Origin of the sequence: Flavobacterium sp. (assembly GCF_043778725.1) — a bacterium.
GTDB lineage: Bacteria > Bacteroidota > Bacteroidia > Flavobacteriales > Flavobacteriaceae > Flavobacterium.
In genome coordinates, this window is the sequence record NZ_JAYWFT010000115.1 from 1 (window position 1) to 22308 (window position 22308).

At 32.1% G+C, this 22308-nt stretch carries 20 protein-coding genes; 7 read left to right on the plus strand and 13 right to left on the minus strand.

Going from position 1 to position 22308, the window contains the following annotated elements:
- Nucleotides 1-39 precede the first annotated feature (39 nt).
- The 9 genes from ACH2CG_RS10930 to ACH2CG_RS10970 all read right to left on the minus strand — a co-directional run bounded on the left by ACH2CG_RS10930 (nt 40) and on the right by ACH2CG_RS10970 (nt 9491).
- Nucleotides 40-288, minus strand: coding sequence for a hypothetical protein (locus ACH2CG_RS10930; protein ID WP_395065088.1), 249 nt, complete (start codon nt 286-288; stop codon nt 40-42).
- Nucleotides 289-697: 409 nt separating this feature from the next.
- Entirely contained in the window at nt 698-1111 is a 414-nt protein-coding gene (locus ACH2CG_RS10935; RefSeq protein WP_395065090.1) for a hypothetical protein, read from the minus strand.
- 345 nt (nt 1112-1456) lie between these two features.
- Nucleotides 1457-4633, minus strand: coding sequence for an efflux RND transporter permease subunit (locus ACH2CG_RS10940; RefSeq protein WP_395065092.1), 3177 nt, complete (start codon nt 4631-4633; stop codon nt 1457-1459).
- A 77-nt stretch (nt 4634-4710) separates the two neighbouring features.
- Nucleotides 4711-5778: an efflux RND transporter periplasmic adaptor subunit gene (locus ACH2CG_RS10945; RefSeq protein WP_395065094.1), complete on the minus strand. Its 1068-nt coding sequence runs from the start codon at nt 5776-5778 to the stop codon at nt 4711-4713.
- Nucleotides 5779-5783: 5 nt separating this feature from the next.
- On the minus strand, nt 5784-7124 hold the full coding sequence (locus ACH2CG_RS10950; RefSeq protein WP_395065096.1) for a TolC family protein: 1341 nt from the start codon (nt 7122-7124) through the stop codon (nt 5784-5786).
- Nucleotides 7125-7126: 2 nt separating this feature from the next.
- Nucleotides 7127-7723 carry a TetR/AcrR family transcriptional regulator gene (locus ACH2CG_RS10955; RefSeq protein ID WP_395065098.1) on the minus strand — a complete coding sequence of 199 codons (597 nt, stop codon included), beginning with the start codon at nt 7721-7723 and terminating at the stop codon, nt 7127-7129.
- A gap of 96 nt (nt 7724-7819) precedes the next feature.
- A complete protein-coding gene (locus tag ACH2CG_RS10960) occupies nt 7820-8107 on the minus strand; it encodes a YceI family protein (RefSeq protein ID WP_395065100.1) in 288 nt (95 codons plus the stop codon).
- A gap of 56 nt (nt 8108-8163) precedes the next feature.
- The gene (locus tag ACH2CG_RS10965) at nt 8164-8352 is read right to left on the minus strand and encodes a hypothetical protein (RefSeq protein WP_395065102.1); all 189 of its coding nucleotides are present in this window, start codon (nt 8350-8352) and stop codon (nt 8164-8166) included.
- Between the two features lie 44 nt (nt 8353-8396).
- Complete coding sequence (locus tag ACH2CG_RS10970; protein WP_395065104.1) at nt 8397-9491, minus strand: MBL fold metallo-hydrolase; 1095 nt, start codon at nt 9489-9491, stop codon at nt 8397-8399.
- Between the two features lie 169 nt (nt 9492-9660).
- On the opposite strand from ACH2CG_RS10970, the gene ACH2CG_RS10975 reads away from it, so the two are divergent.
- The 3 genes from ACH2CG_RS10975 to ACH2CG_RS10985 are packed head-to-tail and all read left to right on the plus strand — an operon-like array spanning nt 9661 to nt 12076.
- On the plus strand, nt 9661-10635 hold the full coding sequence (locus ACH2CG_RS10975; protein WP_395065106.1) for a polyprenyl synthetase family protein: 975 nt from the start codon (nt 9661-9663) through the stop codon (nt 10633-10635).
- 57 nt (nt 10636-10692) lie between these two features.
- Nucleotides 10693-11721: a LacI family DNA-binding transcriptional regulator gene (locus ACH2CG_RS10980; protein WP_395065108.1), complete on the plus strand. Its 1029-nt coding sequence runs from the start codon at nt 10693-10695 to the stop codon at nt 11719-11721.
- Between the two features lie 4 nt (nt 11722-11725).
- Nucleotides 11726-12076 carry a hypothetical protein gene (locus ACH2CG_RS10985; protein WP_395065144.1) on the plus strand — a complete coding sequence of 117 codons (351 nt, stop codon included), beginning with the start codon at nt 11726-11728 and terminating at the stop codon, nt 12074-12076.
- Here ACH2CG_RS10985 and ACH2CG_RS10990 read toward each other — a convergent pair.
- On the minus strand, nt 12073-12441 hold the full coding sequence (locus ACH2CG_RS10990; RefSeq protein ID WP_395065110.1) for a hypothetical protein: 369 nt from the start codon (nt 12439-12441) through the stop codon (nt 12073-12075). The genes ACH2CG_RS10985 and ACH2CG_RS10990 overlap by 4 nt on opposite strands.
- 3 nt (nt 12442-12444) lie before the next feature.
- On the minus strand, nt 12445-12993 hold the full coding sequence (locus ACH2CG_RS10995) for a hypothetical protein (protein ID WP_395065112.1): 549 nt from the start codon (nt 12991-12993) through the stop codon (nt 12445-12447).
- Nucleotides 12994-13108: 115 nt separating this feature from the next.
- On the opposite strand from ACH2CG_RS10995, the gene ACH2CG_RS11000 reads away from it, so the two are divergent.
- The 3 genes from ACH2CG_RS11000 (at nt 13109) to ACH2CG_RS11010 (ending at nt 18438) form a co-directional block, all read left to right on the plus strand.
- Complete coding sequence (locus tag ACH2CG_RS11000; RefSeq protein WP_395065114.1) at nt 13109-15880, plus strand: 2-oxoglutarate dehydrogenase E1 component; 2772 nt, start codon at nt 13109-13111, stop codon at nt 15878-15880.
- 25 nt (nt 15881-15905) lie between these two features.
- On the plus strand, nt 15906-17129 hold the full coding sequence (gene odhB / locus ACH2CG_RS11005; RefSeq protein ID WP_395065116.1) for a 2-oxoglutarate dehydrogenase complex dihydrolipoyllysine-residue succinyltransferase: 1224 nt from the start codon (nt 15906-15908) through the stop codon (nt 17127-17129).
- A 97-nt stretch (nt 17130-17226) separates the two neighbouring features.
- Complete coding sequence (locus ACH2CG_RS11010) at nt 17227-18438, plus strand: TCR/Tet family MFS transporter (RefSeq protein ID WP_395065118.1); 1212 nt, start codon at nt 17227-17229, stop codon at nt 18436-18438.
- 205 nt (nt 18439-18643) lie between these two features.
- Here ACH2CG_RS11010 and ACH2CG_RS11015 read toward each other — a convergent pair whose 3' ends face one another.
- Nucleotides 18644-18991, minus strand: coding sequence for a toxin-antitoxin system YwqK family antitoxin (locus ACH2CG_RS11015; RefSeq protein ID WP_395065120.1), 348 nt, complete (start codon nt 18989-18991; stop codon nt 18644-18646).
- Between the two features lie 192 nt (nt 18992-19183).
- Nucleotides 19184-20179 carry a TlpA family protein disulfide reductase gene (locus ACH2CG_RS11020; protein ID WP_395065122.1) on the minus strand — a complete coding sequence of 332 codons (996 nt, stop codon included), beginning with the start codon at nt 20177-20179 and terminating at the stop codon, nt 19184-19186.
- A gap of 235 nt (nt 20180-20414) precedes the next feature.
- Here ACH2CG_RS11020 and aspS point away from each other — a divergent pair, with 235 nt between their 5' ends.
- Nucleotides 20415-22166, plus strand: coding sequence for an aspartate--tRNA ligase (gene aspS / locus ACH2CG_RS11025; RefSeq protein WP_395065124.1), 1752 nt, complete (start codon nt 20415-20417; stop codon nt 22164-22166).
- The last annotated feature ends 142 nt before the right edge of the window (nt 22167-22308 follow it).

Sequence of the window (22308 nt, forward strand, 5' to 3'; positions counted from 1 at the left end):
CCGATAGCGCGGATTTGCAATCCGTGCCCACAATCAATGTTAAAACAAATCTAACAAAATAACCTCTAAATCATTCTCTAAACCTGCATAATTTCTGGCTGAACTAAAATAACAATCCTCTGGTAAAGAAACGATTTTATCTTTTACAGGATTGTTATAAATATAATTAACTTTTTGTTTCATAAACCAATTTGTTTCAACAAGCTTTGCATGATAACCCTCTTGCCACACTTTGTGATTTTGATCTCTTTTTAAATGTTCCCATGCTTTTTGAAAATAATTTAACATCCATCCTCTTCTGCTTTATGGCTCTTTTTGAATTTTATCTAGAATAGTTTTAGAAGTAAATTCTTTAAAATCATGAATTAAATTGGACAATTTACCATCTTCTTATTGAATAATCATGTGTATATGATTACTCATTATTACATAACTAAACAAAATCATACCTTTGTTTTTTATATAAAAATCAAAACATTCAATAACAACATCTCGAAAATTCTTTCTCGAAAAAAACATCAACCCAATCTACAATTGTTGCTGTTAAAAAATGAGGAATGATTGATCTCTTATTACATAACCTTCTTTGCTGAATTTAAATTTTATCAAATATAAAAAAATTCCGCAAAGTCAGGAGACATTTGCGGAGCTTTTCACAGGAACTCTCTATGGAGATGGTTAATTTGAATAATTATTTTTATAAATTTTTATATTTAAGTCCTTTTAAATCATCTGTTTCATAAAGCTCATAACCAGGTTCTGTACAAATTTTAACTAAAGGAAAGTATATTTTACATCTTCTAAAATCTAAATAATTCCCTTTTCGCTCTAATGGCGGAGGTTCACTAACCCAAACAAGTTTAAACTTGTAAGTATTGTTTACTTTTATATTTTCTACATTTGAGCTTTTAATTTCCTTTTTTGAAATTATTTTATGACCTATATGATCTATTAAAGTCTCGGCATAAACAATATAATAACTTTCAATAGAATCTATATTTGTAATTCTACACGCAACACTTTCTATTTTAAAACCATCCTCATTTTTAGTGTTTAACTTTGATGTTTTACATCCAAAAAAGAGGATAATAAACAATATCAAATTCTTCATAGGTAATTAGTTTTGTACATAAGTTAATATGTTGGAATTCTGTGAAAATGTATTTTGAGCTAATAAACAAACTTACAAATATTTTGTTCTCTATTATCTTCAATTTCCTTTTTGTAGCAATAACTTTTTAAAGAGAAGTAAGCAAATCCTAAAAAAAACAATAAGAATGTTTTAGAAATTTTGTTAATCACAATTTTTCATTTGCATTTTATAAAATCTAAATAACGTAATTAATGTTGAACAAAAATATAATAAATCTATGGATAATATTGATTTTGGTAACAACAAAAAAAACCTCGTTTCAATTAAGAAACGAGGTTTGCTATTTAAAAACTCAACAGGTCATTAAACCGAGTGGTTCGGGTTAAATCCGTCTTCGCTTAATTCTTTATGGTCATAATCGGCAATCATTTCTGCTTCATAATCTACTTTTTCTCCTTTAGAGAATTTAGCCACTATTTTTTCCATAATTTCATAGATAACAGGAACTACAATTAAGGTTAAGAATAAAGAAGATATTAATCCGCCAATAATTACCCAAGCCAAACCATTTTTCCACTCAGCTCCAGCTCCAGATGCTAATGCAATTGGAAACATACCAAAAACCATCGCAATTGTTGTCATCAAGATTGGACGCAACCTTGCATGATTGGCTTGAATTAATGCTGTTCTAATAGTTTCGCCAGCTTTACGGCGTTGATTGGTATAATCTACAAGCATAATGGCATTTTTACAAACCAAACCAATAAGCATGATTACTCCAAGAATGGTAAAGATATTCAATGTATTATTAGTTAAAGCCAAAGCTAACATGGCGCCAATAAACGAAAGCGGAATAGCGAACAATACCACAAACGGATGTATAAAACTGTCATACAAAGAAACCATTACAAGATAAACCAAGATAATTGCTGCCAACAATGCAATTCCTAATGTTCCAAAACCTTCACTTTGATTTTCTTGATCGCCACCCCAAATGTAATTTACACCAGTTGGTTTTGGTAATTTATCTAGTTTTTCTTGCCATTGTGTTACAATTGTTCCCGATGCAACTCCCACATTTTGCCCTTGAACTGTTACCGAAGCGGTTTTATCTCTACGTTCCAATTGGCTTGGCCCAGAACCTTCTTTTATAGTTGCAAATTGTGATAATTTTATTTGTTGACCAGACGCGTTAATAAATATAAGATTACTTACATCGGTAATACTTTTTCTATCAAATGCGTTGTACTTGATGTTGATGTCATATTCATATTCTCCTGCTCTAAATTTTCCGTCTGTATTTCCAGAATAAGCGGTTTGCATTGTTACTCCTACTGTTTGTAAAGTAAGCCCAAGTGCCGCCATTTTATCTCTATCTACTTGAATATTAATTTCTGGATTTCCGTCTTCAACAGTAAGTTTAATTTCGGTTGTTCCAGGAATTGTTCTCAGTTCAGCTTCTGCTAATTTTGCAAATTTCATGGCGCTTTCTACATTTGGACCAGTAACAATAAGACCTAAAGTTGCATTTTCTGCCGTTCCTAAAATACCAACAGGAACCGTTTTTACTTTGGCACCAACCAATACTTTTTCTAGTTTACGTTTAATTTTTGCAGCATAAACCGATGCTCCATCCGTACGATCTTTTTGTTCAATCATTTTCACATCAATCTCAGCCTTGTATGCAGTTGCTTGTGATGCTCCAAATCCTTCACTGGTTTGACCAACAGTTGTAATTTGACTGTGAACGTATTCTTGTGTTTTCAAAAAGGCTTCTGCTTTTTGGGTCATAAAGTTGGTTTGTTCTATTGAAGCATCTTTTGGCATTTCTATTTGAACTAAAAATTCACCACTATCTGACGCTGCAAAGAATTCTCCTCCTATAAATCCTCCACCAAGTAATCCTATTGTTGATCCAAAAAACAAGACCAAAACAACCAAAATAGTTTTAATGTAATGATCCAAACACCAAGTTAATAATCCAGAAATCCAATTGATAAAACGTGTTAAATAGCTTTCGAAGCCAAGGATAATTCTTCCAAAAAGATTTTTACCTTCAATATGTTCTAATTTTCCGTAACGAGAAGACAACCATGGGATAATGGTAAACGACGCAACTAAAGATAACAAAGTTGAGATAATAACGGTTACACAAAACTGCGTAATGATGTTAGAAACCAATCCAGAACTCATGGCAATTGGCAAAAACACTACCACAATAACTAAAGTAATTGACACTACCGTTCCACCTATTTCGGCTGTTCCATCATAAGCTGCACGAACACGATTTTTACCCATTTCCATGTGCCTGTAAATATTCTCGAGTACGACAATGGCATCATCGACAAGAATACCAACCACAAGAGACAATCCAAGTAAACTCATTAAGTTTAAAGTATATCCCATTAAATAAATTCCGATGAAAGTAGCAATTAACGATGCCGGAATAGAAACCATTACAATCAATGAGTTTCTTATACTGTGCAAGAAAAACAACATTACTAACGCTACTAAAAGTACCGCAATAAGTAAATCGTGCACCACAGAATCGGCTGCTTCTAGAGTAAAAACAGTACTGTCTTTAGCTATTTCAAGTTGCAATCCATTCTTTTTATAATCTGCTGTAAGTTTATTGATTGTTTTAACCAAATCTTCACTCACGGCAACCGCATTGGCGTCAGATTGTTTAATGATTTGAAGAACAATAGCGCTTTTTTGATCTACACGCGAAATTTTTTCGGCAATTTTTTGAGTATCTTGAACATCGGCAACATCACCAAGACGTACTTGAATTCCGTTTTGAGACGATACTACTAAGTTTCTTAATTCTTCAACATTTTTATATTTTCCGGCCAAACGGATTAATATTTTTTGCTCACGAGTTTGAATATTTCCTGTTGGAAAATCCAAATTGGAACTCAAAATAGTTTGTTGCACTTGCGGAACAGAAAGCCCGTAACCTTGCAATTTGTCAGCATCAAGATTGACTTGAATTTCACGTTCTTGACCACCAATAATATTTACTTGCGCTACACCAGAAACTCTAGAAAGTACTGGAGCAACTTTTTTATCTATCAAGTCATAGAAAGCGGCTTCGTCCATTTTTCCGTTAGCACCAAGCGTCATAATAGGCAAATCGCTCAAAGAGAATTTAGACAACGAAGGCGTTTTAGTATCGTCGGGCAAATCGCTAATGATGGCATTTATTTTTCGTTGTGCATCGTTCATAGAAACATCAACATTGGCTGTTGAAGTCAAAGAAATGGAAACAATAGACAAACTTTCGTAAGATTTAGAATCAATTTTTTTGATATTTTCTAACGACGCAATGGCATCTTCAATTTTTTTGGTAACCGTATTTTCAACCTCACTTGGCGATGCACCGGGATAAACGGTAGAAATTGTAATTACATTTTGTTCAAATTTCGGGATCAATTCATAGCCCAAATTGCTATAACTAAACAGTCCACCAAGTATTAGAATTGCAAACAATACAATTACTAAGGAAGGACGTTTTATGGATATTTCTGCTAATTTCATTTTTTATTTTGCTTTAGGCTTTAAGCTTTAGGCTCTAAGCGGTTTCTTTATGACTTTAAGACTTTCGACGATAAGACTTATTTAATAACTTCAACTTTACTTCCGTTTTGCAAGTTGATTTGTCCTGTTACAATTACAGTTTCACCATCAGATAATCCGTCAAGAATTTCTACTTTATCACCAAGAATTCTTCCTGCTGTTACCGTTTTAAGTTTGGCGGTTCCATTTTCAATTACAAAAATTTGGTTGCTGCTTACACTTCCTACAAATGCATTTCTAGGAACAACCATAAGTGATTGTTTTTGTTTGTTAGAGGCAAATGCTGCTGTTCCGTACATTCCGGCTTTCAAATCGTTTGAAGCATTGTTTACGATTTCAATTTCTACTGGAAAGTTTAAACTTTCATCTGCTTTAGAAGCGATAAAAGTAATTTTTCCCGAAAAAGATTTGTCAGGATAAACACTTGCGGTTACTTTAATTGGTGTTCCAACTTTTAAGCTTGCTACTTGATTTTCGTTTACATTTACTTTTAATTTAAGCTTAGAAACATTTACTATATCAAATAAAGATGTTGATGGCATTCCTGTTAAAATAGAGCCTGGCTCAATGTATTTTTTATTAATAAAACCACTTATTGGCGCTTTAATTCTAGTATCGCCAACGTTTATGTTTGCTTGTGTTAATTGCGCCTTTGCATTAACCATTACTAGTCTTGCTTGGTCCAATTGTTGTTTAGTAACACCGCCAGTTTTAAATGCATTTTCGTATCTGCTGTAATCTGCTGCTGCATTTTGATAAGATGAATTGGCAGTTTGAGCATTTACATTAATCACATCGCTTCTAACAATTGCTAGTGCTTGCCCAACAGAAACATAGTCACCTTCTTTAACCAAAACACTTACTACTTTACCTGATTGTTCTGCAGAGAACGTTAATTCTTGAGTTGGTTCGAAATTTCCGTTAGAAACAAAGTCTAACGAAACTTCTTCTGTTTTTACAGTTTCAATCTTTACAGAAACAGCTGCATTTTTCTCGGCTACAATATCCGTTTTTGCTTTATTTTCTTTCTTATTTTTTGTTAAAACAAATGCAATTGCTGCTAATGCTCCAAGTATTACTAGTATGGTTATAATATTCTTTTTCATTTTGATTATTTATTAGTTAGTGTTTTAAGTTCGCCTTTTGATTTTATTAATTGAATTTCTGCTAGTTTATAGTCTAATAATGCAGTTGTATAATTGTTTTGTGCTTCTACCAGCGCATTTTCTGCATCCAATAGATCGGTAAGTGAAGCCAAACCTTGAATATAATTATTGTTAGTATTTGTTAAAACATCTTGAGCCAATTGCGCATTTTCTTTTTGACTGCTTATGGTAATGATGCTGTTGTCAATTTGTTTTTTAGCATTTTCATAAGCCAAATCCAATGATAATTTTGTTTCTTCAAGATCTACTTTTATAGATTTAAGACTGTTGTCTGCTTGTCTAACTTTGGCACGAGTTCCAAATCCTGAAAATATTGGCACTTTTAAATTCAATCCAATTGCTGCATAATCTGACCAATAGACACCGTCAACAGGTTTCTTAAACCATGGAACTTCTGGACCTTGACCAATATAGTTGTAGCTTCCTGTTAAAGAAAGTGTAGGATAATAGGCAGCTTGAACCGATTTTTTTTGGTATTCCAAAAGCTGTTCGTTCTTTTTCAATAATTGGTATTCTGTTCTAGCAGTTGCGTCTGGTGTTTCAGAAAGCGCTTGAGGCGTAACTACAAATTCGGTTGCAGGAATGTTGATTTTGGTTTCAATAGGCATTCCCATATAGAATTTTAATGCATTTTCTTGAAGATCTACGGCATTTAAAACTTGCTGACGTTGGGTTTTTATATTTGAAATCTTTACCAAAACTCTATCTAGATCAATTTTTTTAGCCAATCCGTTGTCAAATTGACCTTTAATAATGTCTTTAACTTTGGTAGTATTAACAAGATTGTTGTCTAAAACACTCAAGTTTTGTCTTCTTACATATACTTGATAGTAAGCATTTGCAACGCGTTCAATAACTTGTTCTTCTGTCAATTGTTCATTTATTTGATAAAATTCTCTTGTAGATTTAGCCGCTTTTAATCCAATAAAAACAGATTGATCATAAAGCGCTTGATTTAACGAAATTCCGGCTCCAGAACTCCATTTTTGACCAAAAGCTGCTTGAATTGTAGTTCCTGGCGCGCCAAAATTGTCTCCATCAATTACTGTTGTTTGTAATATAGGATTGTAATTTAAACTACCACTTGCAGAAATTTGTGGCAAAGCTCTTGAACGAATTTCTTGAATTTGATATTCGCTGTTTTCTACTTTTAACTTTGCTTTTTTGGCATCAGCTTTGTTTTCTAAGGCATAGCTTATGGCATCTTTTAGTGAAAGTGTTTTCACTTCTTGCGCATTTGCAGAAAGCGCAATTAAAAAAGATAGTATTAAAATTGTGTTTTTCATTGTTATGTAATTGAATTAAGTAAGTGTTTTTGTAATTCGGCAATTCCTTTTTCTGTAGCCATTGCTCGTGTGTGGTATTCTAATGCTTCCATTTCTAGTGCAAATGCCTCTCTTTCTGATCGTGTGTTCTCGTTTATTGTGAAAATCAAAGAGTAATAAAATTTAACATAAGCATTAATATTTATCTCTTTTCTATACAATCCTTGTGTTATTCCTTTTTCAATATTGTCTCTAAAACAAGACTCACACATTTCTACTTGATATTTTAGAACCTTTTGATAAACCTCTGGATAATGCTTCTTTAATTGATAAATAGGTGAAGTGTCTGTAGATTTAAACATATCATCAAACATGCGTCTAATTTCAAAATTCTCTTCTATTGCATTAAAATCTTTAGCTATTATTTCAGTAATAATTTCATTAACTTCTGTATGAATTATCTGCACACTTTCTTCAATTAATAATTCTTTATTGGCAAAATATTTATAAATTGTTTTTTTAGAGATGCACATTTCACCAGCAATGTCATCCATAGTTATACTCTTGAAACCAAGTTTCAAAAACATTTCTTTTGCTTTTGTGATTATTTTTTCTTTCATTTTTCTTTCTTGAAATAATTGTTATTTCGAGTACAAATGTAACAAGGAAACTTTAGATACAAAAATAGTTTCCAAAGTATTTACATAAATTTAACATTAGTTCACTTTACTTAAAAATTCTAAATTGGCTGTTATATTTATGTTACTACCAATTAATAATCCGTTATTTTCAAGATTTGAATTAGAGTATAACCCAAAATCTTGACGTTTTATTTCACCAAGAATTTCAATAAGTACTTTAGACGAAGTAGTATTTGATTCTAATTCGACAATTTTAGCATCAAGTTCTATAACTTTGGTAATGTTATTTATGGTTAAGTTTCCTTTTACAAAATTGATGTCTTTGTTTATTTTTTCAAACGAAGTAGATTTAAAAGTTACCAACGGATATTCGTTTATTTTGATAAAATCTTTTAATTTTAAATTACTGTCAATGTGTTCTAACTTGCCTTCTTTTTATTTATATCCAAAACAAATTCGAGATTGGCATCAATAAGTTGGTTGTTAACAATATCAATTGAGCTCGTTAGTTTATTAAACGAACTGTCTAAGTAAGCAATAATCGAGTTACGCACTCTAATCATAAAATCGGATTGATTGGAGTTTAAATTCCAGTGGGTTATAGTCATTTTTGTAGAGAATTTAAGTTGAAATTATTTGATAAATACAATTATTAATTAGAGAATTCCCACCATTTTGGAAAATCCTTTTTTTCTGATAGAAGTATTTTTTCTCCTATTAATGGAGTTATTAAATGAATGTCTGTTGCTTTAGAAAGTTCGGTTATTTGAGACAAAGGCTCGTTCCAATCGTGGTTAGCCAATACAAATTTGGACGAATGCACAGGAAATAAAGCCTTAGCATTAAGATCCTTTGCTGCCATGAGAACTTCATTGGGCGTCATGTGAATGTACTTCCAACTTTTATCATATTGTCCGTTTTCTAAAAAAACCAAATCAAATGGACCAAATTGCTTTCCTATTTCAACAAAGTGACTGTCATATCCGCTATCGCCACCAATAAATAGTTTAGACGTTGGAGTTTTCAATACAAAAGAAGTCCAAAGTGCTTTATTTCTTATAAAACTTCTTCCCGAAAAATGCCTAGCAGGAACGGTATTTACTATAAAACCATCTTCAAGAACAACGGTTTCATTCCAATCTTTTTCTATAATTAAATCACTATTAAAACCCCAATGTTCAAAATGGGCTCCAGTACCTAAGCCAGTAATAATAGCTTTTATTTTAGGTTTCAATTTCATTACTGTTTTATAATCAAGATGATCCCAATGATCGTGAGATATAAAGAGATAATCAATTTCAGGAAAATCATTAGTTGTATAAATAGAAGTTCCATCAAACGCTTTATTAGTAAATGAAAGTGGCGAAGCCGAACCGCTTAAAACTGGATCAACCAGTATTTTCTTTCCATCAATTTGTATAAAATAAGAAGAATGTCCAAACCACACAACTACATTTTCTAACGGATTGAGTTGCAATAAATCGGTTTTTATAGTTGGAATTTTTTGACTTGGTTTTTTTAATTTATTATCGTTCAATAAAAACTCTTTCATTACCGAAAATAAAGATGCACCTTCTGTTAAATCGGGTGTGTGATTTAAGTTTTGAAAAGAACCATCTTTATAATTAGGAGATGTTTTAATTAATTCCAATCGATTACCCGATGGCCTTTTACCAAATTGTGCTTGTTGCATAAATATACAAACTGTTGCAACAAATAGTAAAATTAGGATTATTGAAGTTATCATATTTTAGATTTTGAATTCTGATACAAATGTATATTGGAAACTTTGAATACAAAAATAGTTTCCAAAGTATTTACATAAATTTAACATTTGAAAAACTTTCACGTTTAAAGTTTAAAGTTTTTTGACTTACTTTGTACATCAGGAAAATTTAAATTTAAAAGCAGAATTAATGCATACAATTTCTCACTATCAAGATCTTATTTCAACTTATTTTTCGGAATTGCATTTGAATAAAGAGCCAAAAAATCTTTACCAACCTATAGAATATATATTGCATTTGGGCGGAAAAAGAATGCGTCCTATATTGACATTAATGGCGACTGAGGTTTTTGATGTAGATTGTAAAAAAGCTTTGGCAGCAGCCACTGCAATTGAAGTTTTTCATAATTTTTCGTTAGTTCATGATGACATTATGGACGATGCGCCTTTGCGAAGAGGAAACGAAACAGTGCACGAAAAATGGAATATAAATACCGGAATTCTATCGGGCGATGCAATGCTTATTTTAGCCTATCAGCACTTTGAAGAATACGAACCAAAGATTTTTAGAGAATTGGCAAAATTGTTCAGTAAAACAGCATTAGAAGTTTGCGAAGGACAACAATATGATGTAGATTTTGAAACAAGAGACGACGTAACTATTGCCGAATATTTAAAAATGATTGAGTACAAAACGGCAGTTTTAGTTGGAGCAGCAATGAAAATGGGCGCTATTGTAGCCGAAACATCCGATGAAAATGCCAATTTAATTTATGATTTTGGATTGAATTTAGGAATAGCGTTTCAACTGCAAGATGATTATTTAGATGCTTTTGGTGATCCAGAAACCTTTGGAAAACAAGTTGGTGGCGATATTATTGAAAATAAAAAAACCTATTTGTACTTAAAAGCAATTCAATATGCTAAGGCAACAGATAAAGAACAATTGTTACATTTATTTTCAATTCAGCCAAGTGAAAATTTAGATAAAATAAATTCTGTTAAAGAACTTTTCAATACAACTGGTGCTTCAGATGCTACTCAAACGGCAATTCAAACCTACACTTTTAAGGCATTTGAAACATTAGAGGAAATGAACATTGGTGCCGATAAAAAAGAAATGTTGAGGGTTTTTGGTGAAAATTTAATGAGCAGAAATGTTTAATATTTATCCAATGCTGTTTGATGTTTTTTGTGAAATAATTTTCACTACTTTTATTTTATGAATGACACAAAACTAATTGATATTGCAACTGCGTTAGGCATATCTATAACTACCGTTTCAAAAGCACTAAAAGGATATCCCGATGTAGGAAGCAAAACTCGAGAAAAGGTTTTTGAAATGGCTGCAACTTTAAATTACAGACCCAATTTAAATGCAATAAGCCTAAGAACCAATGAAACTAAGACCATCGGAGTTATAATTCCTGCAATGGTACATCATTTTTTTTCGAGCGTGTTAAATGGAATTATTGAAGAAGCAGAACGAAGAGGTTACTTGGTAATTACATTGCAATCAAGTGAAAAATATGAACTAGAAAGAAAGCAAATAGAACTTCTTCAGATAAAACGTGTTGATGGAATTTTAATGTCACTATCCAATGAAACCGATGATTTTTCACACATTACAAATGCTATAAATAACGGAATTTCTGTAGTCCTTTTTGACAAAATAGCCAAACTTGTAAATTGTTCTAAAGTAATCATCAATGATAGAAAAGCAGCTTATGATGCTACAACTTTTTTAATAAACAAAGGCTATAAAAGAATAGCACACTTTAGAGGTTCACTTGTGCCTCAAAACTCGATTGATAGATTTTTAGGATATAAAAAAGCACTAGAAGACAATGGAATTCCATTCGACTCAAGGCTTGTATATATGTGCAACCACAATACCGACTTTGAAGATGGTTATGACAAAGCTAAACAAATGATGGAAGATCACAACGATGTTGATGCTGTGTTTGCAATTACAGATTTGGTTGCTATTGGTATTATCAATTACCTCAATGAAGCAAAAATAAAAGTACCCGATCAAATTGGCGTTTTTGGATTTAGTAATTGGTTTATGAGTACCGTTATCTCGCCAAAACTAACAACTATAGACCAACCTGGAACAGCTATTGGACAACGCGCTGCTTCAATTTTAATTGATGAAATTATACAAATTAAAGAACATAAAACTGTTACATATCAAATTGTAGAATTGCCAACAACAATTATTGAAAGAGAATCAACAAAAAGAAATTAAAATCATGTATGTAGCTCCAATAAATACAGAAGCTCTTTTGCAACAAGCAGAAAATGAAGAGTTGTATCTAAAACTAATTGAACAATTAAATAAAGATTTCAACTTGGCAAATGAAGGAATCGACTTACCTATAAGCACTGCACCTAACGAATTGAAAATTCAGCTTCAGGAGAAAATTTACAGGTTAATTCAGTATAAATTTGCCGAATATTTAAACCTGCTTTATATAATTGATGTTCCAGAAGAGCAAATAAAACAACTAGATGGATCTGATATTTCAGAATTATCGGCACAAGTTGCATTTTTAGTTTTAAAACGAGAATGGATGAAAGTTTGGTTTAGAAATAGGTATTAAATCTTTTCAAAAATTAAATTTAAAACTCCCAAAACTAAGGCACTACCAAAATCTTTTGTGCCACTTGGATTAAACGAATCTATTCGCTGACCTTCACAACCATAAATAGGAAAAGATTTAGTAGTACTCATTTTATACGTTTTTCCAAGTAAATAATAATTGTCATTCAAGTTGGTGACAGAATTATAAATAGTAAGATTATTCGCTTTATAAAACATGTCTTTTTTATTAAAATTTATCTGAAAAGAAACCGGTTTAAAATTTACCGAGGACAAATTTGGCATAAATCGATATATAAAAACATGGTTTTGTCCAAAAGAAACACAACCTAAAACAAAAAATAGCAAGCAAAATGTTTTTTTCATTTTTTAAAAATAAACCCTAATAAAAGGCATTAAAGCATCACTGTAAACACTTTTATCTTTGTCGAACAGCAAGTTATATCGCGCACCAATAGTTATGTTTTCTACTCTATAACCTAAGCCAACAAACAATCCTGTATTCCAAAAATTATTTTTTACTGTTCCTGTTGTAGTATTTCTAAAGGTATTATTTACTCTAACTTCTTCAAGCTCTGCCGAAATTTGCACCTGTTCAATAGGATTGAATAAAGTAATTAAACTCGCTCCATAAATAGATGAATTGTAATAGTTTTTTTGAGAAACAATACTTCCTTGCAATCCTGCTCCTATTGAAACATAATCATTAAAATTATAAATTGCGCTTGGAGCAATTGTAATATCTGTATAACCACTTCCTATTCCAATGCCGAATCCTCCACCAAATTGTACGTTTTTCCAAAATTCACTTTTTTGTTCACTTTTTGGTATTTCTTGTGCAGACAAATTAAAACAAGTAGTTATTAAAAAAATAAATGATAATGATATTGTTAAATTTTTTATAGAATTCTTTTTCATAGATAAGTATATATTTAATTAGCGAGATAAATGTAGCAAAAACATTGAAAGATTGTTATAATTATTTTACTTTTGCAATAATTTTTTTAACTACACCATTACTTATATAAAAAATATGGATAGGTTTTCCTTTTTAAACGCAGCACACACCGAATTTTTCGCACAGTTATACGATCAATATCTAGACAATCCAGATGCAGTTGAACCAAGTTGGAGAGCTTTTTTTCAAGGTTTCGACTTTGGTCTTGAGACGTATAACGACGAAAACCCAGGAACACAAATAGCCAATTATGCAGCAACGGCTGTTGATAATGGGCAAGCATCAGAAAAATTACAAAAAGAATTTAACGTTCTTAAATTAATTGACGCATACCGAACTCGTGGTCACCTCTTTACAGAAACCAATCCAGTTCGTGACAGAAGAACCTATTCTCCAAATTTAGATTTAGTAAATTTTAATCTTTCTGATGCCGATTTAAACACCGTTTTTGACGCAGCCAAAGTTCTTGGTCATCAACCAAAAACGTTGAAAGAAATTATCACGCATCTTAAAAATGTATATTGCCAACACATCGGTATTGAATACATGTACATGAGAAAACCTGAAGTAATTCAGTGGATTCAAGATAGAATTAATATTAATGATAATCTTCCTAACTTTAATGCGGATCAAAAAAAGCACATTTTAGGGAAATTAAACGAAGCGGTTTCTTTTGAAAATTTCCTTCACACTAAATATGTAGGTCAAAAACGTTTTTCACTTGAAGGTGGCGAAAGTATTATTCCAGCATTAGATGCTTTAATTGAAGCTGCTGCCGAAAAAGGTGTAGAACATTTCGTTATGGGAATGGCCCACAGAGGAAGATTAAACATTTTAGCTAATATTTTTGGTAAAAATACACAAGATATATTTTCAGAATTTGACGGTAAAGATTACGATCAAGAATATTTTGATGGTGATGTAAAATACCATTTAGGTTTAACTTCTGAGAGAAAAACAGCTTCGGGTAAAAAAATAAACATCAATTTAGCACCAAATCCTTCGCATCTTGAAACGGTTGGTGCCGTTATTGAAGGAATTACTCGTGCTAAACAAGACCGACATTTTCCAAATGATTTCTCTAAAGTTTTGCCAATTGCTGTTCATGGTGATGCGGCAGTTGCTGGACAAGGAATTGTGTACGAAATTGTTCAAATGGCACAATTGGATGGATACAAAACTGGTGGAACAATTCACATTGTAATCAACAATCAAGTTGGTTTTACTACCAATTATCAAGATGCACGTTCGTCTGTTTATTGTACAGATGTGGCTAAAGTTACTTTGTCGCCTGTACTTCACGTTAATGCTGATGATGCAGAAGCTGTTGTTCATGCCATGTTGTTCGCGTTAGACTTCCGCATGGAATTTGGACGTGACGTTTTCATCGACTTATTAGGATATAGAAAATATGGTCATAACGAAGGTGACGAACCACGTTTTACACAACCAGTTTTATATAAAATTATTGCTAAGCATCAAAATCCGAGAGAGATTTATGCTGAGAAATTAATAACAGATGGAATTGTTGACGCAGCTTATTTGACTAAAATAGAAAACGATTACAAAGAAAAATTAGACGAAAATTTAACAGCTTCAAGAAAGAAAGATAAAACAATTATCAAACCATTTATGCAAGATGAATGGAATGGTTATGTTCAAGTTTCTGACGATGTAATGTTGAAAAAAGTTGATACAAAATTTGATAAAAAACAATTAGACGAAATCATTGGGGTTGTTTCTTCATTGCCATCAGATAAAAAATTCATCAATAAAATATCTAAAATTGTTTCCGACAGAAAAACCATGTACGATAATAATGTTATCGATTGGGGAACAGCAGAAACATTGGCTTATGGCTCGTTATTGTATGAAGGATATGACGTTCGTGTTTCAGGACAAGATGTAGAAAGAGGAACTTTTTCGCACCGTCATGCAGTTGTAAAAGTAGAAGATAGTGAAGAAGAAGTAATTCTTTTAGATACCTTAAAAAACAGTAAAGGAAGATTTCAAATATACAACTCATTATTGTCAGAATACGGAGTTTTAGGATTTGACTACGGATATGCTTTAGCATCGCCAAATACATTAACAATTTGGGAAGCACAATTTGGAGATTTCTCTAACGGTTGCCAAATCATGTTAGACCAATACATTTCTTGTGGAGAAGATAAATGGAACAACCAAAATGGAATTGTTTTATTATTACCTCACGGATACGAAGGTCAAGGTGCCGAACATTCATCTGCTAGAATGGAACGTTATTTGCAACTTTGTGCACGTCACAATATGTATGTAGCCGATTGTACAACGCCAGCCAATTTCTATCACTTGTTGAGAAGACAAATGAAAACAAATTTCCGTAAACCTTTGGTGGTTTTTTCTCCAAAAAGTTTGTTGCGTCATCCATTGTGTGTTTCAACACAAGAAGATTTATACAACGGAGAATTTCAAGAAACCATTGATGATGTATCGGTAGATAAATCAAAAGTGAAAACAGTAGTTTTTTGTACCGGAAAATTCTATTATGATATTCTTGTAGAAAGAGGAAATTTAGAAAGAAATGATGTAGCTTTGGTTCGTATTGAGCAATTATTTCCGTTACCAGTAGAGCAATTAAAAGCAATTATTGCAAGTTATCCTAATGCTGATGATTATGTTTGGGCACAAGAAGAACCTAAAAATATGGGAGCTTATAGTTTTATGTTGATGAATTTCGATTTAGTGAAATGGAGATTAGCATCATTAAAAGCTTATGCAGCACCAGCAGCAGGAAGTAGTACTCGTGATAGAAGACGTCATGCAGATGCTATTAGAATGGTTTTTGACAAAAATTTATTTAGATAATAACATACCAATAAAATTATAAAAGATGATTTTAGAAATGAAAGTGCCTTCACCAGGCGAATCGATTAAAGAAGTTGAAATCGCAACATGGTTAGTAAAAGATGGCGATTATGTAGAAAAAGACCAAGCTATTGCTGAAGTAGATTCAGATAAAGCTACTCTTGAATTACCAGCAGAAGCAAGCGGAATTATTACGCTTAAAGCAGAAGAAGGCGATGCAGTAGCTGTAGGTGCAGTTGTTTGTTTAATTGATACAAGTGCAGCTAAACCAGCAGGTGATGCTCCAGCTCCAGCAAAAGAAGAAGCAAAACCAGTTGTAGAAGCTCCAAAAGCTGAGGTGAAAGCGGCTCCAGTTGCAGACAAAACTTATGCCACTCAAGCGCCATCTCCGGCAGCTAAGAAAATATTAGACGAGAAAAATATCCAACCAACTGAAGTAGTTGGTACAGGAAAAGGTGGAAGAATTACCAAAGATGATGCTGTAAATGCAACACCATCAATGGGAACTCCAACTGGTGGAACTCGTGGTTCTGAAAGAACAAAATTATCAATGTTACGTCGTAAGGTTGCTGAAAGATTGGTTGCTGCTAAAAACGAAACAGCTATGTTAACAACTTTCAATGAAGTTAACATGACACCAATTAACACCATTCGTAACGAGTACAAAGATGCTTTCAAGGCGAAACATGGTGGTTTAGGTTTAGGATATATGTCTTTTTTTACGAAAGCGGTAACTAGAGCTTTGGCTTTATTTCCAGATGTAAATTCAATGATTGATGGTGATTTTAAAACAGCTTATGATTTTTGCGATATTTCGATTGCAGTTTCCGGACCAAAAGGACTTATGGTTCCTGTAGTTCGTAACGCCGAGAATTTGTCGTTCCGAGGTGTTGAAGCTGAAATTAAAAGATTAGCAATAAAATCGCGTGACGGTCAAATTACAGTTGATGATATGACTGGCGGAACATTCACTATTACTAATGGTGGTGTTTTTGGAAGTATGTTATCTACACCAATTATCAATCCTCCTCAATCAGGAATTTTAGGAATGCACAACATTATAGAGCGTCCAATTGCTGTAAATGGTAAAGTAGAAATTCACCCAATGATGTATGTGGCTCTTTCTTATGATCACCGAATTATTGATGGTCGTGAGTCAGTTGGTTTCTTGGTTGCTGTTAAAGAAGCGTTAGAAAATCCATTAGAATTATTGATGAATGGCGATGCTAAGAAAACATTAGAATTGTAAAAATATTCTTGTCAGTTTGACAATAGTTTATATCAAAAAATCCTGTTTATTAATTTAAGCAGGATTTTTTTGTAGTTTTACACATCAAATTTATTTTATGGCATCTAATAAAAAGCAGGCAGCAATAGGTTTTATCTTCATAACAATGCTAATTGACATTACTGGTTGGGGAATTATTATTCCGGTAATTCCTAAATTAATAAAAGAATTAATTAATGGTGATATTAGCGAAGCTGCCAAATTTGGCGGTTGGCTAACCTTTGCCTATGCTATAACTCAGTTCGTTTTTGCTCCATTAATAGGAAGTTTGAGCGATAAATATGGTCGAAGACCAATTATTTTAATATCACTTTTTGGGTTCTCATTAGATTATTTATTTTTATCAATGGCGCCCACAATTGAATGGTTATTTGTAGGAAGAATTATTGCAGGAATAACTGGCGCAAGCATTACAACCGCATCAGCTTACATTGCAGATGTGAGTACTAGTGAAAATCGAGCCAAGAACTTCGGCTTAATTGGTGCAGCTTTTGGGCTTGGGTTTATAATTGGCCCAGTCATTGGCGGATTGTTAGGTCAATATGGATCAAGAGTGCCATTTTATGCAGCAGCAGTTTTGTGCATGGTAAATTTCTTATATGGTTATTTTGTTTTGCCCGAATCACTTAGTAAAGAAAATCGTAGAGATTTTAACTGGAAAAGAGCAAATCCTGTTGGAGCTTTGCTAAATCTAAAAAAACATCCAACTTTAATAGGTTTAATAATATCCATATTTATTTTATATGTTGCTTCACATGCTGTTCAAAGTAATTGGAGTTTCTACACCATATACAGATTTAATTGGGACGAAAAAATGGTTGGAATTTCTCTTGGAGTAATCGGACTATTAGTAGGAATAGTTCAAGGAGGATTAATTCGATGGATTAACCCTAAACTTGGAAATGAAAAAAGCATCTACCTTGGTATTGCACTTTATGCGGTTGGTATGTTTTTATTTGCTTTTGCATCACAAAGCTGGATGATGTTTGTTTTCTTAATTCCTTATTGTCTTGGAGGAATTGCTGGTCCTGCAATGCAAAGCGTAATATCTGCTAAAGTTTCACCACAAGAACAAGGCGAAATCCAGGGCACACTGACAAGTTTAATGAGTGCTTCTTCCATAATTGGACCACCTTTAATGTCAATGATATTTTATTTTTTTACTCATAAAGACGCTCCTTTTGAATTTCCAGGCGCACCATTTATTTTAGGAGGTATTTTAATGTTGATTAGCGCAATAATTGCATTCTATTCGTTTAGAAAAAAATAATTTCTTTTAATTTAATAACAAGAAAATAATTTGATATTATTTTTTTATATTTTGCAAATAACTTGCAAAATCGACACAATCTGAAGTAATTGTTATCAACAAACTTTAAAAAAAACCACTTTAATATAATTGAAAAAATGTGTAATAAATAGTATTTATTACACATTTTTTTATAAAATTGAAAAACTAAAATTAGAATTTCAATTTAATTTTTATCAGCAATTGCTTCTTTATTCCAGTTTTTAACCGAAGCTATTGCTCCATTAGAGTAATCAACTTCTGCTAATGATTTATCATTCCAAAAAAACCATTTACCAGTTTTTTCTCCATTAGTATATTCAGCGATAGCTACTTTAATTCCGTTTTCATTGTAAGAAATCCATTTTCCTTCTAATTTTCCGTCTTTAAAGAATCCTTCTTGTTGAACTTGTCCATTCTCAAAATAGTAAGTAGCTTTTACCAAACCATTTACTTCTTCTAATTTAGGCGTTTTATTTTGTGCAAATGTTAGTGTAGATACTAATAATACTGCGATGATAGCTATTTTTCTCATAGTTGTAGGTTTTAAATATTCATAATTACATAACAAATGTAACAATAAATTTACACTATGCAAACTTTTACTTAACAATTTGATAACATTGGATGAAAATTTAACATTGTTGCTTACTTTTAATAAAAAATCCAACTTCTTAATAGCTAAGAAATTGGATTTTTAAATTATTTTATTTTTAAAAAAACTATTTTATTTTAATAGACCATCCAATGTATCTTGCAATTTTGCATTAGAAGGTCGATCTGCATCTGCATTTACAACTTTTCCTGAGGGATCAATTAGTATAAATCTAGGAATAGAATTAATTCCAAAAGATTTTATAAAGTCAGACAACCAGTTTTTATCTGCAAACAATTGAATTCCGCCAAGTGATTTATCTTTAACAAATGTTTTCCATTTTTCAAAATCTTTTTGTTCATCTACTGATATACTTACAAAAGCAATATTTTTTCCATGATATTTTTCTTCAACTTTCTTTAGAGAAGGAATTTCTGCTCTACATGGGCCGCACCAAGTTGCCCAAACATCTATATAAACATATTTTCCTTTTAAATCTTCAAGCTTTGTTTGTCCGCCAGCAAAATTGACATAATCAAAAGATGGTGCCTGAATATTATTTAACTTTAATTGATCTTGCTTTTGTTTAAAATACATTTTCATTTCAAACAATTCTCTTTGCATTCCCTTTTTTTGAAGAGCAATAAAATTAGCATCATACTTACCGTTTTGTAATTTTACAACTTCGGCATTTTGCTTTTCATTTATTTTTTTGTTAAAATCATCTGGTGTAGACACAAGAAGTTCATCAAAATTGAAGTTGCTGTCAACAAGAATTTTTTGTGCCAAATAATTATTTTCTTCAGAACCTTTTCCAGAATAAACAATAGACTCATCAAAATTTTTAGAATCCATTTTTAGCGTCAAATCATATCCGTTTTTTAAAAACAAATCTGTATATTCTTGTCCGTCATACAATTGATACATTCCTTCTTTAACATCAAAAGTGGTAAAAAAATGTCCGTCTTTATCAACTTTTATTTCTCTTACAATAGTTTTATCATTTTTTATAAATAAAATATCGCTATTTCTATTAGCTATATCTGCTTGAAATTTTACAATACTCTCTTGACCAAGACCGATATTGGTAAAAATAAGAGTTAATAAAAAGAATCCCAATTTTTTCATATTATAATTTTTAGTTTATCAAAATCAAATATAGTTAAATTTATTTATCAGTTATTAATCATTAAGAAAATATTTAGTGTTTATTTCGGTTGAAGTTTTTTACTTTTGCAAAAATTTTATTCCAAATGTATTGAAGTCATAATTGTGGCATTGGAAATTAAAAAAAGGAAGTCCAATAGACTTCAGGTATTTTCGCTTCAACGAAAGTTATATAAACAAATAAAATAAAATTAAAATGTATAGAAGTCATAATTGTGGCGAATTAAATGCTACTCATATTAATAAAGAAGTAACACTTGCCGGTTGGGTTCAAAAATCGAGAGATAAAGGATTCATGAATTGGGTAGATTTACGCGACCGTTATGGAATTACGCAATTATTATTTGACGAAAGTCGTTCCGAAAAATCAGTTTTCGAGTTGGCCAAAACCCTTGGAAGAGAATTTGTCGTTCAAGTTAAAGGAACCGTAATTGAGCGTGAAGCCAAAAATAAAAACATTGCAACTGGCGAAATTGAAATTCTTGTAAAAGAGATGACAATTCTAAACGCTTCATTGACTCCACCTTTCACTATTGAAGATGAAACCGATGGTGGTGAAGACATTAGAATGAAATACCGTTACTTGGATATTCGTAGAAATCCTGTGAAAAACTCATTGCTTTTTCGCCACAAAGTAGCCATGGAAGTGCGTAAATATTTATCAGATTTAGATTTTTGCGAAGTTGAAACTCCTTATTTGATCAAGTCAACTCCAGAAGGCGCAAGAGATTTCGTTGTTCCAAGCAGAATGAACGAAGGTCAATTTTATGCCTTGCCACAATCACCACAAACGTTCAAACAATTATTGATGGTTGGTGGAATGGACAAATATTTTCAAATAGTAAAATGTTTCCGTGACGAAGATTTACGAGCCGATAGACAACCAGAGTTTACACAAATCGATTGCGAAATGGCATTTGTAGAACAAGAAGATATTTTAAATGTATTTGAAGGATTAACACGTCATTTACTAAAAGAAATAAAAGGTATTGAAGTAGAAAAATTCCCAAGAATTACCTACGATTATGCCATGAAAACTTACGGAAATGACAAGCCAGATATTCGTTTTGATATGAAATTTGGCGAATTAAACGAAGTTGCACAGCATAAGGAATTTCCAGTTTTCAATGCAGCTGAATTAGTAGTTGGAATTGCAGCTCCAAATTGTGCAGCATACACTCGTAAAGAAATTGATGCATTAATTGACTGGGTAAAACGTCCACAATTAGGCGCTTCTGGAATGGTTTATGTAAAATGTGAAGCCGACGGAACATACAAATCATCAGTAGATAAATTCTACGATCAAGACGACTTAGCAAAATGGGCAGAAATTACTGGCGCAAAAGCTGGTGATATGATTTTTGTGCTTTCTGGTCCAGCTGATAAAACTAGAACGCAACTTTCTGCTTTAAGAATGGAATTAGCAACAAGATTAGGATTGAGAAATCCAACCGAATTTGCTCCATTATGGGTGGTAGATTTTCCATTATTAGAATTGGATGAAGAATCTGGAAGATGGCACGCAATGCACCATCCATTTACTTCACCAAAACCAGAAGACATGGAATTATTAGCAACAAATCCTGGAAAAGTTAGAGCCAATGCCTACGATATGGTTTTGAACGGAAATGAAATTGGTGGTGGTTCTATCAGAATTCATGATAAAGCTACGCAACAATTAATGTTTAAATATTTAGGTTTTACTGAGGAAGAAGCAAGAAATCAATTCGGATTTTTAATGGATGCGTTCCAATTTGGTGCGCCACCACACGGCGGTTTAGCTTTTGGACTAGACCGATTAGTAGCAATTCTTGGCGGACAAGAAACCATTCGTGACTTTATTGCGTTTCCAAAAAACAATTCTGGAAGAGATGTCATGATCGATGCTCCATCTGTAATTGATGATGCTCAATTGAAGGAATTACATATAAAAGTTGAATTGAAGTAATTTATATCAAATTCGCAACTTATTAGACAGCAACTATTTAAAAATTCATAAATAGTTGCTTTTTTATTTCTATTTTGTTAATTATTCAAATATTTACCTGAAAATCATTTAATTACAATATTAAAAAAAGATTATTATTTTA

Coding starts and splice junctions, on each gene's coding strand:
- ACH2CG_RS10995 (WP_395065112.1), bottom strand. CDS start 12,993: ATGAAAAAGAATTCTATAAAAAATTTAACAATATCATTATCATTTATT.
- ACH2CG_RS11000 (WP_395065114.1), top strand. CDS start 13,109: ATGGATAGGTTTTCCTTTTTAAACGCAGCACACACCGAATTTTTCGCA.
- ACH2CG_RS10940 (WP_395065092.1), bottom strand. CDS start 4,633: ATGAAATTAGCAGAAATATCCATAAAACGTCCTTCCTTAGTAATTGTA.
- ACH2CG_RS11020 (WP_395065122.1), bottom strand. CDS start 20,179: ATGAAAAAATTGGGATTCTTTTTATTAACTCTTATTTTTACCAATATC.
- ACH2CG_RS10975 (WP_395065106.1), top strand. CDS start 9,661: ATGCATACAATTTCTCACTATCAAGATCTTATTTCAACTTATTTTTCG.
- ACH2CG_RS10985 (WP_395065144.1), top strand. CDS start 11,726: ATGTATGTAGCTCCAATAAATACAGAAGCTCTTTTGCAACAAGCAGAA.
- aspS (WP_395065124.1), top strand. CDS start 20,415: ATGTATAGAAGTCATAATTGTGGCGAATTAAATGCTACTCATATTAAT.
- ACH2CG_RS11010 (WP_395065118.1), top strand. CDS start 17,227: ATGGCATCTAATAAAAAGCAGGCAGCAATAGGTTTTATCTTCATAACA.
- ACH2CG_RS10970 (WP_395065104.1), bottom strand. CDS start 9,491: ATGATAACTTCAATAATCCTAATTTTACTATTTGTTGCAACAGTTTGT.
- ACH2CG_RS11015 (WP_395065120.1), bottom strand. CDS start 18,991: ATGAGAAAAATAGCTATCATCGCAGTATTATTAGTATCTACACTAACA.
- ACH2CG_RS10950 (WP_395065096.1), bottom strand. CDS start 7,124: ATGAAAAACACAATTTTAATACTATCTTTTTTAATTGCGCTTTCTGCA.
- ACH2CG_RS10930 (WP_395065088.1), bottom strand. CDS start 288: ATGTTAAATTATTTTCAAAAAGCATGGGAACATTTAAAAAGAGATCAA.
- odhB (WP_395065116.1), top strand. CDS start 15,906: ATGATTTTAGAAATGAAAGTGCCTTCACCAGGCGAATCGATTAAAGAA.
- ACH2CG_RS10980 (WP_395065108.1), top strand. CDS start 10,693: ATGAATGACACAAAACTAATTGATATTGCAACTGCGTTAGGCATATCT.
- ACH2CG_RS10965 (WP_395065102.1), bottom strand. CDS start 8,352: ATGACTATAACCCACTGGAATTTAAACTCCAATCAATCCGATTTTATG.
- ACH2CG_RS10955 (WP_395065098.1), bottom strand. CDS start 7,723: ATGAAAGAAAAAATAATCACAAAAGCAAAAGAAATGTTTTTGAAACTT.
- ACH2CG_RS10990 (WP_395065110.1), bottom strand. CDS start 12,441: ATGAAAAAAACATTTTGCTTGCTATTTTTTGTTTTAGGTTGTGTTTCT.
- ACH2CG_RS10945 (WP_395065094.1), bottom strand. CDS start 5,778: ATGAAAAAGAATATTATAACCATACTAGTAATACTTGGAGCATTAGCA.
- ACH2CG_RS10935 (WP_395065090.1), bottom strand. CDS start 1,111: ATGAAGAATTTGATATTGTTTATTATCCTCTTTTTTGGATGTAAAACA.